This window comes from Sphingomonas sp. 4RDLI-65 (assembly GCF_049472435.1).
In the GTDB taxonomy this organism is placed as follows: domain Bacteria; phylum Pseudomonadota; class Alphaproteobacteria; order Sphingomonadales; family Sphingomonadaceae; genus Sphingomonas.
In genome coordinates this window covers 79,018-93,838 of sequence record NZ_JBCEBT010000006.1, presented here as the reverse complement: position 1 = coordinate 93,838, position 14,821 = coordinate 79,018, and the positions used below count along the sequence as shown (strand labels likewise).

Below are 14,821 nucleotides of genomic sequence, written 5' to 3'. Positions count from 1 at the left end.
GACCCAAACCCGTCACCCCAGCGAAAGCTGGGGTATCCCACGTGGCTCGCGACATGCGACTAACAGGGAGATCCCAGCTTTCGCTGGGATGACGGAATTGGGGCTGCCAAGTTGAAGGTGTGGAGCGTGGTGGGCATGCAATCGCGATGGTCCACATGATCGCGGACACTCCAATCCGCATTCTCGTCGACGCCGACGCGTGTCCCGTCAAAGACGAGATCTACAAGGTCGCGTGGCGGCACGAAGTCCCCGTGACGATCGTCGCGAACAGCCATTTCCGCATCCCCGTCCACCCGCTGATCTCGCGCATCGTCGTCAGCGACGGGTTCGACGCGGCCGACGACTGGATCGCCGAACAGGCCGATGCGAAGTCGGTCGTGATCACCGCCGACATCCTGCTCGCCGATCGCTGCGTGAAGGCCGGCGCGACGGTGCTAGCCAATACCGGCAAGCCGTTCACCACCAGTTCGATCGGCGGCGCGATCGCGACGCGCGCGATCATGGCCGACCTGCGCGCCGGCGGCGACGTGATCGGCGGGCCGGCGCCGTTCTCCAAGACCGACCGTTCGCGCTTCCTGTCCGCGCTCGATGCGGCACTGGTACGCCTTAAACGAGGTTAAGACCCTCCGACGTCTCGACTTCCGTATCGCCGCGAGGCACACACCTTGCATGCGCTCACATCTGCTCGACCGTGACGAATTGCTGGCACGCCAGGCGTTCCAGCTTGCGCTGGTCGACCTGTTGCGCGCCCTGGAGCGGCCCGAGGACATCATGGCCGCGGCCGCCTCGGCACTCGGATCGCATCTCGACGTCGCGCGCTGTGGGTATGGCGAGGTATCCGAGGACGGAACCGTGCTGCACGGCGGCGGCGACTGGATCGGTGGCAGCCTGGCAAGTCTGGCTGGCGATTCCTGCGCGCTGAGCACGTTGGGCACCGGGTTGCTCGACGATCTGCGCGCGGGGCACACGGTCATCGTCGACGATTGCCATACCGACCCCCGGTCCAGCGATCCGGCGTATGGTGCCACCTGGACGCGGATCGGTGCCTGTGCGCTGATCGTGTACCCGCTGATCCATGACGATCGACTGACCGCGATCTTCTACCTTCACGAGCCGAAGCCGCGCCACTGGACGCATGCCGACATCGCGCTGGTCGAGGACGTCGCGTTGCGCACCGCGGATGCGGTCGAGCGGGCACGGGCGGAAACCGCGCTCAGGGCCAGCGAAGGACGGTATCGCTCGCTGTTCGAGTCGATCGACGCCGGGTTCTGCGTGATCGAGATGCTGTTCGTCGACGGCACACCGCACGACTACCGCTTCATCGAGGTCAATGCGGCGTTCGCGCGCAACACCGGGCTCGACGACGTCATCGGCCGGACCATGCGCGATTTCGCCCCGGACATGGAACAGCGCTGGTTCGACCTCTACGGCCATGTCGCGATCACCGGCGAGCCGACGCGGTTCGAGGATCCGGCCGCCGCGCTCGACGATCGCTGGTACGAGGTCTACGCCTACCGCGTCGATGCGCCGGGCCTCCATCATGTCGCGGTGCTGTTCAACGACATCAGCGATCGGCGGCGCAAGGATATCGCGCTGGCCGAAAGCCGCGAGGAGCTGGAACTGGCGACGCGCGTCGCCCGGCTCGGGCGGTTCGATTACCATCCCACATCCGGGCGGCTGACCTGGGACGATCGGTGTCGCGAGCTGTTCGGCCTGCCCGCTGGCGAGCCGGTGACCTATGCGATGTTCCAGTCTGCGGTTCATCCGGACGACCGCGCGCGGATGGACGCCACGGTCGCCGCGACGCTCGATCCCGACGGTCCGCGCCGTTTCGATGCGGACTATCGTGCGATCGGTCGCGACGACGGGATCGAGCGGTATATCGCCGCGCACGGTGTGGCCTTCTTCGATGGGCGGGAGCCGATCCGGCTGATCGGGACCGTGCTGGACGTGACCGAGGACCGCAAGGCGCAGGCGGTGCTGCGCGAGACGAGCGAGCGGTTGCGGCTGGCCAGCCGGGCGACCAACGACGCGATCTGGGACTGGGACCTGCGCCGCAATCACGTGTTGTGGAACGAGGCGCTGACCGCCGCCTATGGCCACGACCTCGCGCAGGTCGAACCGACCGGCGACTGGTGGATCGGGCATATCCATCCCGACGACCGCGCCCGGATGGATACGAGCATCCACGCGGTGATCGACGGTGGCGGCAGCGACTGGAGCGAGGAATACCGGTTCGCGCGCGCCGACGGCAGCTATGCCGACGTGCTCGACCGCGGCTATCTAATCCGCGACGAGGATGGTGCGCCGATCCGGATGATCGGCGCGATGCTGGACCAGTCCGCGCGCAAGGCGGTCGAGCGGCAGTTGCGCGCGATCAACGAGGGGCTGGAGGAGGCGGTGGTCGCGTCGAAGGCGGATCGCGACCGGCTCTGGGACCTGTCGTCGGATATCATGCTGCGCGCGCAATATGACGGCACGATCGTCGCGGTGAACCCGGCCTGGACCGACATGCTCGGCTGGGCGATGGACGAGATCGTCGGTCGACCGCTGTTCGCGCTGTTGCACCCCGACGACGTCGCCCAGACCGGCCACAGCGTCGCCGCGATCGTCCGCGGCGACCTGGTGACGCGGATCGACAATCGCTACCGCCACAAGGATGGCAGTTATCGGTGGGTCAGCTGGGCCGCGCAGCCCGGCGACGGGATGATCAACGCGATCGGTCGCGACATCACCGAGGAAAAGGAGAACGAGGCGCGGCTCGCTCGGGTCGAGGATGCGTTGCGCCAGGCGCAGAAGATGGAAGCCGTTGGCCAGCTGACCGGCGGGATCGCGCATGATTTTAACAATATGCTCACCGGGATCATCGGTGGGCTCGACATGGTCAAGCGCAACCTGCCCGAGGTGCGGCACGAGCGCGTCGATCGGTACATCGAGGCGGCGACCGTCTCCGCCAACCGCGCGGCGGGGCTGACGCAGCGCCTGCTCGCCTTCTCGCGCCGCCAGTCGCTCGACGTGAAGGCCGTCGATGTGAGCGTGCTGGTCGACGGGATCGAGGACCTGCTGCGGCGGACGCTCGGCGAGAATGCGGGACTCGAGGTGCGGCGGCAGGCGGGAATCTGGCCGGCGTACACCGACGCCAACCAGCTCGAAAGCGCGCTGCTCAACCTGGCCATCAACGCGCGCGATGCGATGCCCGAGGGCGGCTTGCTGACGATCGAGACGGCCAATGCTCATCTCGACGCGCATTATACCGAGACGATCGATGACCTGGATCCGGGCGATTTCGTCGTGATCGGGGTGTCGGATACCGGCACGGGCATGAGCGCGGCGGTAATCGCCAAGGCGTTCGATCCGTTCTTCACCACCAAGCCGATCGGGCAGGGCACCGGGCTCGGCCTGTCGATGATCTACGGCTTTGCGCGGCAATCGGGCGGGCACGTGCGGATCTATTCCGAGGAGGGGCGTGGGACGACGGTAAAGCTGTACCTGCCCCGGTTCCGCGGCGGCGCGGCGGCGGTGGCGGAGATCGCTGATGCCGAGCTGCCTCGTGCCGACGGCGAGCGCGTGCTGGTGGTCGAGGACGATCCTGCGGTGCGCATGCTGATCGTCGATGTGTTGGCGGGGCTTGGCTACGGCGTGCTGGAGGCGGCGGACGGGCGCGCCGCGCTGCCGTTCCTGGAGGGCGAGCAGCGGATCGACCTGCTGGTCAGCGACGTCGGCCTGCCGGGGCTCAACGGCCGTCAGGTCGCGGAGATCGCGCGCCAGCGTCGGCCGGGGCTCAAGGTGCTGTTCGTGACGGGCTATGCGGAGAAGGCGGCGGTGCGTGGCGATTTCCTGGACGAGGGCATGGACATGATCACCAAGCCGTTCGCGCTGGATGTGCTGGCGAACCGGATACGCGCGATGATCGGGCGGTAAGGGGGCGGTTGTTCGCGATCCTCCCCTTGGCGGGGGAGGATCGGCCTGATCCGACAAACCCGTGGTTCCGCGCACGCGCGGGGTTGCCATCCCGCCCCCCGCATCGGCATAGGCCCGCGTTCATTAAAGGACGACGCGATGCAGACGGACGCTGGCGGCCCCGCCTTGGGGCTGGATTTCGGCACGACCAATAGCGTCGTGGCGCTGGGGACGCGCGGTGGCTCACCCGAGCTGGTGACGTTTGCCGCCCCCGCCGAGACGAGCCCGGTGTTCCGCTCGGCGTTGTGTTTCTGGCAGGACGACAGCGGCAAGGGGCTCGCGTCGGATGCCGGGCCGTGGGCGATCGCGGAATATATGGAGTATCCGCTCGACAGCCGGTTCATCCAGTCGTTCAAGTCGGTCGCGGCGATGAAGACGTTCGAGCAGGCCTCGGTCTTCGACAAGCGCTATCGGTTCGAGGAAATGGGCCAGCTGTTCCTCGAAAAGCTGATTTCGCATGCGGGCGGCAGGCTTGACACGCGGCCGCACCGGATCGTGGTAGGGCGGCCGGTCGAATATGCCGGCGCGCGGCCCGACGAGGCGCTCGCCCGCACGCGCTATGACGCGATGTTCAAGGGTTTCGGCGCGGAGATCCACTATGTCTACGAACCGCTCGGTGCCGCTTATAGCTACGCGACGCGGCTGACCGAACCGGCGACGATCCTGGTCGCGGATTTCGGCGGCGGTACGAGCGATTTTTCGGTGGTGCGCGTCGCCGAGCCGGGCGCGGCGCGACGGTGTACGCCGCTGGGACATGCGGGCGTCGGGATTGCCGGGGATCGGTTCGATTACCGGATCCTCGACCGGCTGGTGCTGCCGATGCTCGGCAAGGGCGGCGCGTACAAGTCGTTCGGCAAGGAACTGGAGATTCCGCGCGCGTATTTCGCCGATTTCGCGGACTGGTCGCGCCTTGCGCTGATGCGCAACCGCAAGACGATGACCGAGCTGGAGCGGTTGCAGAAGACCGCGATCGATCCCGACGCGATCGGGCGGATGATCGCGGTGATCGAGAACGAACTGGGGTATCCGCTGTACGATGCGGTCGGGTCGCTCAAGCGTGCGCTGTCGAGCGGCGAGGACGCGCATTTCCACTTTGCGGGCGCGGGGCTTGAGATCGAGGCGGACGTGACGCGCGCGCAGTTCGAGGGCTGGATCGCCGACGACGTCGTGCGGATCGAGGCGGCGGTCGACCGGGCCTTGGAGGTGGCCAACGTCGGTGGCGACGAGATCGACCGGGTGTTCCTGACCGGCGGGTCGTCGCTGATTCCGCGCATCCGGCGGATCTTCGTCGAGCGGTTCGGCGAGGCGGCGATCATGAGCGGCGGCGAACTGACCTCGATCGCGCACGGCCTCGCATTGATCGGCGAGCAGGACGACATCGCGGCGTGGTCGGCATGATCCCGCGCGTGCTTCTCGGGACGGCGCAGGTGCCGGGCGGGGGGGAGCTTCGGTTGCTCCAGCGTGGTGCGGAGTTCTCGATCATGCTAGGCGCGAACGAGTTGATGAACAGTCGGCTGAGCGGGTCGGAAGAGGCGCTGGCGGAGCAGGCTTGCGACCGGATCGGCGACCGGCCGGGGGTGCGGATGCTGATCGGCGGTCTTGGGATGGGCTTTACGCTTCGTGCTGCGCTTGGCCGGCTTGGGGCCGATGCCGAGGTAGCCGTCGCCGAGATTGTGCCCGCGGTGATTGAGTGGGCGCGCGGGCCGATGGGGGCGCTGCATGGTGACGGCCTGACCGATCCGCGGACCCGAATCTTCGAGGGCGACGTTGCCGCAGCGATTGCCGAGGGTAAATGGGATGCGATCCTGCTCGACGTCGACAACGGCCCAGACGGGATTTCGCGGCCGGGTAACGATCGGCTATATGGCGCACGCGGATTGTCGTTGGCGCGGGCGGCGTTGCGACCGGGGGGCATACTTGCCGTGTGGTCGTCGGCACCGAGCAAGCCGTTCGCTACCCGACTGGCCGAAGCGGGGTTCGCGGTCGACGAGGTGATTGCGCGCGCGACGCGGAAGGGCGGCGCGCGGCATACGATTTGGTTCGCTACCAAGGCATGATCGGGCGCTGGGCCGTATTGATCGCGCTGTCAGCGGTGATTGCGGGGGTGCTGGAGCTGGTCGGGCTTCCCGCGGGGTTGCTACTCGGGCCAATGGTCGCGGCGGTGGTGCTGGCGGTGCGGGGGTGGTCGCTGACCGTGCCGACCTCGGCGTTTCGCGCCGCTCAGGCGGCGGTGGGGACGCTCATCGCGGGCTCGATCACGACCGGGATCGTCGCGACGGTGGCGGATCACTGGCCGGTGTTCCTGATGGTCAATTTCGTCACGCTCGCGGCGAGCAGCGTGCTCGGCTATCTGCTGAGCCGGTGGCAGGTGTTGCCGGGAACCGTCGCGGTGTGGGGATCGACCCCGGGCGCGGCGAGCGCGATGGTGTTGATGGCGCAGGCGTACGGCGCGGACTCGCGGCTTGTCGCGGTGATGACCTACACGCGGGTGGTGAGCGTGGCAGTGGTCGCTTCGGTGCTGGCAGCGGTGATGGTCGGTGGTGGGAGCGGGCATCATGTTGCGGGCACTTGGTTCGCATCCGTCGATCCGGTTGCCGTGCTGCGGACGATCGCGATTGCTGGTGTTGGTGCGGGTGTCGGCGTGGCGCTCAAGCTTCCCGCCGGCGCCCTGCTTGGGTCGCTGATGGCGGGGGCGGCGCTCAACGTTACCGGCGTCGCGCAGCCGGTGTTGCCGCAGTGGCTGCTCGCGATCAGCTACGCGGTGGTCGGGTGGCGGATCGGGCTGTCGTTTACGCGCGATACGCTGCGGGTGGCCGGCAAGGCGATGCCGCGGATCCTGTTGTCGGTGGCATTGCTGATCGCGTTCTGTGGGGGAATTGCTGCGGTGTTGACGCGGTGGTGGGGGATCGATCCGGTGACCGCGTATCTGGCGACTAGCCCTGGCGGGATGGACTCGGTCGCGATCATCGCGGCGTCGAGTCCGGTGGACGTGCCGTTCGTGATGGCGTTGCAGGTGTTGCGGTTTCTGGGCGTGTTGCTGATCGGGCCACCGCTCGCGAAGTTCGTGGCGACGCGGCAGGGTGGTGTGCCGCCGCCGGTCATCCCGACCTAAATCTGATCCTCCCCTGCAAGGGGAGGTGTCGCGCAGCGACGGAGGGGTGTCGCGCTATCGGGAGCGGGGCACCCCTCCGTCAGCGCTTCACGCTGCCACCTCCCCTTGCAGGGGAGGATCTGCAGTCACGCCTTGGTCGGGCGGTAGGCTTCGACGTCGATGTCGTGGCGCTTCAGCTTATCGTAGAACGTCTTTCGCGGGATGCCGAGTGCGGCCAGGGCCGAGCGGACGTCGCCGCTGACCTGTTGGAGGGTGGCGCGGATGGTGGCTTCCTCGAACTTGTCGACGCGGGCGGGGAGGGGGATGTCGCTGTCTTCGTCGACCGGGTCTTCGGCCTCGACGCGGAGGACAAGGCGCTTGGCGAGGTTGTCAAGTTCGCGGACGTTGCCGGGCCAGTCGTGCTGACCGAGATAGGCGAGCGTGGCGGTGTCGATCGTCGGCACTTCGCGGCCGAACCGTTCTGCCGCCTGGTGGAGCAGGTGGCCGAACAGCAGCGGCACGTCGTCGCGACGTTCCCTCAGCGGCGGGATGCGTAGGCGTACCGCGTCGAGGCGGAACAGGAGATCGGCGCGGAAACGGCCTTCTTCGACCGCTTGTTCGAGGCCGGGTTTGGCGGCGGCGATCACGCGGAGGTCGAGCGCCCGCGGCAAGTCGCCGCCGACTGGCATCACCTCACGCTCCTCCAGCACCCGCAGCAGTTTGGCCTGGAATGCAGGCAGCGTGCTCTCGATCTCGTCGAGGAACAGCGTGCCGCGGTTCGAGGCCTCGATCCGGCCGGTGCGCGGCAGGCGGGAGTCGCCGTCGTGGCCGAATAGCTCGATCTCCGCGACTGCCTCGGGGAGCGCGGCACAATTGACGGCGACGAACGGCCGCGAACGGCGGTTGCTCCAGCGGTGGAGCAGGACTGCGACGAGTTCCTTGCCGGTGCCGGTCTCGCCTTCGATCAGGACATCGATGTCGGCTTGCGCGATCTGGCGCATCGTTTCGCGGAGGCGGACCATCACCGGGGTCTCGCCGATCAGTGGCTCGGCGCCGATCGTTTCCTCGGCGGCGGCGCGGAGCCGGCGGTTGTCGAGGACGAGGCGGCGCATTTCGAGCGCACGCCGCGCGCCCGCAATCAGGTGATCGGTCGCGAACGGCTTCGGGATGAAGTCGAACGCGCCGTTCTTCAGCGCGGCGACCGCCATCGCGACGTCGCCGTGGCCGGTCATCAGCAGCACCGGGATTTCGTGGTCGATCGCGGCGATCCGGCGGAAGAGTTCCAATCCGTCCATCTTCGGCATGCGGATGTCGGACACCACCGCGCCGTCGAAGCCCGCAGTCACGCGGGCCAGCGCGACGGTCGGGTCGCGCTCGGCGATCACCGCGATGCCGGCGAGTTCGAACGATTGCTCGAGCGCACCGCGCAACACGTCGTCGTCGTCGACGAGCAATACCGCTTGCTCGCTCATGCCTTCACCAGGATCATACGGAAAATGGCGCCTTCGGGTGCTGGGACGAGGTCGAGCGTGCCGCCGAACTCGGTCATGATGTCGCGCGCGATGCCGAGGCCGAGCCCGAGGCCGTCCTTCTTGCTCGTCGCGAACGGGGTGAAGAGGTGGTCGGCGATCGCCGCGTCGATGCCGGGGCCGTTGTCGGCGACGGTCAGCACGACGTCGCGGCCCTTCCGTCCGACCGTGACGCTCACGCGCGCGTCGCGGCGATCAGCGACCGCGTCGAGCGCGTTCTGGAGGAGGTTGACCAGGACCTGCTCCAGGCGGACGCGGCCGGCGATGACTGTCAGCCGCGCCTCGGGACCGGTCGGGAGGTCGAGCCTCACGCCCTTCGCGCGGAAGCGGTCGCCGATCAGCAGGCGGACGCCGTCGATCGCCTCGTCTAGCGCTACGGGGCCGATCGAGCCTGCGCCGCGCCGCGCATAGCGCCTGAGCCCAGCGGTGATCGTGCCGATCCGGCTGGTGAGGTCGACGATCGACTGGAGATTGGTCGCCGCGCGCACCGGTTCGCCGCGGTCCAGGAAGGCGGCGGCGTTGTCGGCGAAGGTGCGGATCGCGGCGACGGGCTGGTTGATCTCGTGCGCGACGCTGGCGGTGATCGTGCCGATCGAGCCGACGCGGTTGGCGTGGGCGAGTTCCTCGCGCGCCTGGCGGAAGCGCTGGTCGGAGGCTTCGCGCTGTTCCACCTCGATCTGGAGACGGTCGGCGGTAGCGCGTAGCTCGGCGGTGCGGCGTGCGACTTCGGCTTCGAGTTCCGCGCGCGCACCCGCATTGCGCTTGCGACGTTCATAGAGCCACCACGCGGCCAGCATTGTCGCGATCGTCGCCAGCGCCGCGATCGCGGTCGCCCAGCGGGTACGCGCGGCGGCAGTGCGCAGCGCGGCGTCGAGCGGCTCCATATGGACCAGCCGCCACTTCGCGATCGGTACGGGCAGCGAGACCTCTACCGCCGGAGTCCCGTCTGCGAGACGCGCGCGATCGGCGTCGAGTATCAAGGGCGCGGGCGTAAGCGGGGAGGCGCCAAACTGTCGCGTCGCGATCAGTGCCGCGCGGCGCGTTGACGACAGGGGGCGGGTCGTGCGGAATTGCAGCGCCGGGTCGCTGGAGATCAGGATGATGCCGTCGGCGTCGGTGACGAAGGTCGCCATGTGGTCCTGGATCCAAGCGCGCGCGATCTTGCCGAACTCGACCTTGACCACGACTACGCCGAGCGGTCGTCCGTCACGGTCGATCCGTCGCGAGAGATACAGGCCGGGGCGCCCGCTGACGCTGCCGAGCGCGAAGAACTCGGTCGCGCCCGATGCCATCGCCTTGGTGAAATACTCGCGGAACCGGTAGTCGTGGCCGAGGAAGCTGTCGGGCCGCGCGGCGTTCGACGCGGCGATCGTCATCCCCCGCGTATCGAGCGCGTAGATCACCGGCGCGCCGGTGCGTTCCGCCAGCATTGCCAGCTTTTCGTTGAGCGCCGGGTCGACGCGTCCCGATGCGAGCGCAGCGCGCACCGCGGGATATTCTCCGAGCATGACCGGGAGCAGGCGATAGGTCTGCAACTCGGCTTCGAGCAGGCGGAGGTTGCTGCGGGTCTGCTGGACCGCGCGCATCCGCACCGTGGCGGTCACGTCCGCCACCGCGCGCGGGCCATAGATCGAGGCGACTCCGGCGACGATCACACCGAGTGCTGCAAACGCCAACAGCACCGCCAGCGCGGTCATGAAAAGAGGGGATCGAAGCCGCGCCATTTGTGCGGATTATCACACACGAACGGGGTTCGCCATCACTCAAAAACGGCATTTCCCGCACATCTGAAAACGCGGTATGCCGACAAAGCACGCAAAACCAACGTTTTATACCGAATGCGACCTAGTCTTGTAGTCCCCGGTCCGGCCCGGCATTACCGTCGCCATAACGTCCCGTGGCAGTGGACGAGAGTTTCAGGAGGCGATGTTGACCCTACCATCCCAGACATATGGCGTCGCGGAAACGCCTGCGCGCAAGCGCTGGAGCGGCCAGCTGTATATCCAGGTGCTGATCGCGATCGCGCTCGGCGCGGCGCTCGGGCATTTCTACCCGACCTATGGCGCGGCGCTGAAGCCGCTCGGCGATGCGTTCATCAAGCTGGTGAAGATGATCATCGCACCGGTGATCTTCCTGACGCTCGTCACCGGCATTGCCGGGATGAAGGAGCTCGGCTCGGTCGGTCGGGTCGCGGGCAAGGCGTTCGCCTACTTCCTGTTCTTCTCGACGCTCGCGCTGATCGTCGGGCTGATCGTCGCCAACGTTGTCCAGCCGGGCGCGGGGATGAACATCGACGCCGCCACGCTCGATACCAAGGGCATCGCGGACTATACCGTGAAGGCGCACGAGACGACGATCACCGGGTTCCTGATGAGCATTATCCCGGACACGATGGTCAGCGCGTTCACCGAGGGCAACATCCTCCAGATCCTGCTCGTCGCGATCCTGTTCGGCATCTCGCTGAGCCTGGTCGGCGAGCCTGCCAAGCCGGTGCTGAACTTCCTCGAGCGCCTCAGCCTGATCGTCTTCAAGCTGGTCGGCATCCTGATGCGCGCGGCCCCGCTCGGTGCGTTCGGTGCGATCGCCTTCACGATCGGCAAATACGGGATCGGCAGCCTCGCCAATCTCGGTGCGCTGGTCGCGACCTTCTATCTCACCGCGATCCTGTTCGTGGTGGTCGTGCTCGGCACCGTCGCGCGGCTGACCGGCTTCTCGATCTTCAAACTGATCAAGTATCTGAAGGCTGAATTGCTGCTGGTGCTCGGGACGTCGTCGTCGGAAGCAGCCCTGCCGAACCTGATCCAGAAGATGGAAGCTGCAGGCTGCGAGAAATCGGTCGTCGGGCTGGTCGTGCCGACCGGCTATTCGTTCAACCTCGACGGCACCAACATCTACATGACGCTGGCCGCCTTGTTCATCGCGCAGGCGACCAACACGCATCTGACGCTCGGCCAGGAACTGCTGCTGCTGGTCGTGGCGATGATCTCGTCCAAGGGTGCGGCGGGCGTTACCGGCGCGGGCTTCATCACCTTGGCCGCGACGCTGTCGATCGTGCCGACGGTGCCGATCGCGGGCATGGCGCTGATCCTGGGCGTCGATCGCTTCATGAGCGAGTGCCGCAGCCTCACCAACTTCATCGGCAACGCGGTCGCGACGATCGTCGTGGCGCGCTGGGAGGGTGCACTCGACCGCGACAAGCTCGACGCGGCGCTGTCGGGTAAGCTTCCCGAGTTCGTGCCGGCGGCAATCCCCGCCGCTGCCACCGCCCATTGATGCCGACGGGGACGGCCAGTCCGTCCCCGTTCGCCCGTTCCCGCCAGCCAGTACCGGAACTTGCTTATGACCTCGATGACGATGCGCCGCTTGCGGCACGCGGCTGGCCTTGCCACGTCCGCACTCTCGATCTTCGCGTTCGCGAATGTTGCCACCGCCCAGGCCGAGGCGCCGCCGTCACGGCAGGCCAATATCGGCGCCAAGGACGTGTCGAGCACCGCCGACGCATCGCCGATCGCGGAGAGCTATCCCGATGCCGCGATCGGCGACGGGGTGACGGCGGGCGGCTACAACCAGTCGCGCTGGGCGGAGGACTGGTCGAAGCTGCGCGACCCGAAGAAGCGCAAGGATATCGTCGACCAGCTGAAGTTCATTTCCCTCGCCGGTGATGGCGACGTGTATCTGACGCTGTCGGGCGAGGCGCGGTTGCGCGTCAACCAGACCACCAACCCCAATCTGCGCGACTCTGAAGCGCAGCGGCAGGATATTCTCCGCCTGTTCGGGGGTGCCGATCTACATGTCGGTCAGCATCTTCGCTTCTACGGCGAGCTCGCGCATGGCACGCTGGAGGGAGAGAATCTCGGCACCGCGCTGCCGAACCTGCGCAACAAGCTGGCGGTGCAGCAGGCGTTCGTCGACCTGACCGGGACGGTCGCCGATGTCGATGTCGGCGTCCGCTATGGCCGCCAGACGTTCGCGGACGGTCCGAACCTGCTGGTCGTGCCGCGTGACAACAACACGCTGTTCTTCGGGTTCAACGGCTTCCGGGCCTGGGCGCGCACGGCCGGCGTCCGTGCCGACGTGTTCGACTTCAAGCCGACCGCATACGGCAATGGCGGTACTCAGGATGACAATGCGGAGAGCGCGCGGCGTTTCTCGGGCATCTCGACCGGGATCGTCGTTCCCGAATCGCTGTTCGGCGGATCGAAGCTGTACGTCGATCCCTTCCTTTGGCGGCTGCGTAACCGCGCGGCGGTATGGGGCACCGACACCGCGCGCGAGGTCCGCAATTTCTACGGCCTTCACGTCTGGGGTGATGCCGGGCCGGTCAACCTTGACTGGACGATCAACTATCAGGGCGGCAGCTACGATAACCGCTCGATCAAGGCGTGGCTGATACTCCTGGCGCAGACCTACAAGCTGGGCGAGGGCAAGAACGCACCGCGTGTCGGCTTCCACGCGGACTATGCCAGCGGCGGTGGCGCCTATGGCAATGGCACGCTGCGCACCGCGCTCGCGCCGTTCGGCAACAACATCTATTACAGCTATCAGTTGTTCGCGACGCCGACCAACCTTGTCGCGCTGGCGCCGAACGTGACGTTCAGCGTGTTCGACAAGCTGAGGCTCACCGCGGAATATCAGCGTTCCTGGCGCGATACGACGAGCGATGCGGTGTACCGCGCGAACGGGTCCGCGTTTGCCGGCACGCAGAACGTCTCGGGCAGCAGGATCGCGGATACGTTGCGGTTCCAGGCGGTGTATCCGTTCACCTCGCGGCTGTCGTTCACGGGGCGCTACGAGCATCTGATCGCGGGGCCTGCGCTGACGAACGCGGGGTATAAGAACTCCGACTTCCTGGCCGGCTGGATCAGCTACCGGTTCTGATAACCTATTGATCCTCCCCTGCCAGGGGAGGATCAAGGCGCGGCGATACCGTTCGGATTAACCTGCGTCGCTCCGCGCAACAAATTCGGTAATTCAGACCATACCGGTCCTTCAATTCCACGTTCGACTGTGGCACATGGGCTCCAACATCAGGAGCACATGGCCATGGATCTCAGCTTCACGCCCGAAGAAGAATCATTCCGCGACAAAGTCCGCGCATTCTTCCGCGACAAACTCCCCGCGCGGCTCTCGACATTGGTCCGCGAAGGCAAGCGCCTGCGCAAGTCGGACATGGAGGAATGGCACGCCATCCTCAACGAGCGCGGCTGGCTTGCGAACCATTGGCCCGAGGAATGGGGCGGCCCTGGCTGGAGCGTGATCCAGCGCTTCATCTTCGACAATGAATCCGCGCTCGCGCACGCGCCTCGCGTCGTCCCGTTCGGCGTCAACATGCTCGGGCCGGTGCTGATCAAATACGGCTCCGAAGAGCAGAAGAAGCAGTGGCTGCCGCGGATCCTCGATGGCTCCGACTGGTGGTGCCAAGGGTATTCGGAGCCGGGGGCGGGATCCGATCTCGCCGGTCTGAAGACCACGGCGGTCAGGAAGGGCGACGTCTATGTCGTCAACGGCCAGAAGACCTGGACGACGCTCGGTCAGCATGCCGACATGATTTTCTGCCTCGTCCGCACCGACCCGGCGGCGAAGAAACAGGAGGGCATCTCGTTCCTGCTGATCGACATGAAGTCGCCGGGCATCGAGGTTCGCCCGATCACGCTGATCGACGGCGAGCAGGAGGTGAACGAGGTGTTCTTCACCGATGTCGAGGTGCCGGTCGCGAACCTCGTCGGCGAGGAGAACCTCGGCTGGACCTACGCCAAGTATCTGCTGACGTACGAGCGCACCAACATCGCCGGCGTCGGTTTCTCGATCGCGTCGTTCGAGCGGCTGAAGGAAGTCGCGCAGATGCAGAAGAAGGGCGGGCGTGCGCTGGCCGACGATCCGCTGTTCGCGGCGCGGATGGCGCGGGTCGAGATCGATCTGGCCAACATGCAGACGACCAACCTCCGCGTGCTAGCGGCAGTTGCGGGCGGTGGTGCGCCAGGTGCGGAGAGTTCGATGCTCAAGATCAAGGGGACCGAGATCCGCCAGGAGATCACCTCGCTGACCCGCCGCGCCTATGGATCGTACGCGGCGCCGTACATACCCGAGGCTCTGGAGGCGGGGTGGAACGGCGAGGATGTCGGTCCGGAGGACGCGGCGATGGCGGCGCCGAGCTATTTCAACAACCGCAAACTGTCGATCTTCGGCGGGTCGAACGAGATCCAGAAGAACATCATCTCCAAAGCCATCCTGGGTCTCTGAT

Annotated in this window: 10 protein-coding genes; 8 read left to right on the top strand and 2 right to left on the bottom strand. The window is 66.7% G+C overall.

The genetic code is table 11. The features are described from left to right. The first annotated feature begins 155 nt into the window (after positions 1-155). From VH567_RS13980 to VH567_RS13960, 5 genes are all read left to right on the top strand, one after another. Positions 156-620: a YaiI/YqxD family protein gene (locus tag VH567_RS13980; protein WP_423326867.1), complete on the top strand. Its 465-nt coding sequence runs from the start codon at positions 156-158 to the stop codon at positions 618-620. Positions 621-669: 49 nt separating this feature from the next. Then, entirely contained in the window at positions 670-3,921 is a 3,252-nt protein-coding gene (locus VH567_RS13975) for a PAS domain-containing protein (protein ID WP_423326866.1), read from the top strand. Positions 3,922-4,059: 138 nt separating this feature from the next. Next, a complete protein-coding gene (locus VH567_RS13970; RefSeq protein ID WP_423326865.1) occupies positions 4,060-5,358 on the top strand; it encodes an Hsp70 family protein in 1,299 nt (432 codons plus the stop codon). After that, the gene (locus VH567_RS13965) at positions 5,355-6,017 is read left to right on the top strand and encodes a spermidine synthase (RefSeq protein WP_423326944.1); all 663 of its coding nucleotides are present in this window, start codon (positions 5,355-5,357) and stop codon (positions 6,015-6,017) included. Before VH567_RS13970 ends, VH567_RS13965 begins: the two co-directional genes overlap by 4 nt. Further along, entirely contained in the window at positions 6,014-7,072 is a 1,059-nt protein-coding gene (locus tag VH567_RS13960) for an AbrB family transcriptional regulator (protein WP_423326864.1), read from the top strand. Before VH567_RS13965 ends, VH567_RS13960 begins: the two co-directional genes overlap by 4 nt. A 125-nt stretch (positions 7,073-7,197) precedes the next feature. On the opposite strand, the gene VH567_RS13955 is transcribed toward VH567_RS13960, so the two are convergent. Together VH567_RS13955 and VH567_RS13950 are read right to left on the bottom strand one after the other, a co-directional pair. Next, entirely contained in the window at positions 7,198-8,523 is a 1,326-nt protein-coding gene (locus tag VH567_RS13955; RefSeq protein WP_423326863.1) for a sigma-54-dependent transcriptional regulator, read from the bottom strand. Continuing rightward, positions 8,520-10,277 (bottom strand): sensor histidine kinase, encoded by a 1,758-nt coding sequence (locus tag VH567_RS13950; protein ID WP_423326862.1) that lies wholly within the window; start codon positions 10,275-10,277, stop codon positions 8,520-8,522. The genes VH567_RS13955 and VH567_RS13950 overlap by 4 nt, the downstream gene beginning before the upstream one ends. Positions 10,278-10,509: 232 nt before the next feature. Between VH567_RS13950 and VH567_RS13945 the strand changes: the two genes are divergently transcribed. From VH567_RS13945 to VH567_RS13935, 3 genes are all read left to right on the top strand, one after another. After that, positions 10,510-11,853 carry a dicarboxylate/amino acid:cation symporter gene (locus tag VH567_RS13945; RefSeq protein ID WP_423326861.1) on the top strand — a complete coding sequence of 448 codons (1,344 nt, stop codon included), beginning with the start codon at positions 10,510-10,512 and terminating at the stop codon, positions 11,851-11,853. A 66-nt stretch (positions 11,854-11,919) separates the two neighbouring features. Then, a complete protein-coding gene (locus VH567_RS13940; protein WP_423326860.1) occupies positions 11,920-13,458 on the top strand; it encodes an alginate export family protein in 1,539 nt (512 codons plus the stop codon). 165 nt (positions 13,459-13,623) lie between these two features. Continuing rightward, complete coding sequence (locus VH567_RS13935) at positions 13,624-14,820, top strand: acyl-CoA dehydrogenase family protein (protein ID WP_423326943.1); 1,197 nt, start codon at positions 13,624-13,626, stop codon at positions 14,818-14,820. The last annotated feature ends 1 nt before the right edge of the window (position 14,821 follow it).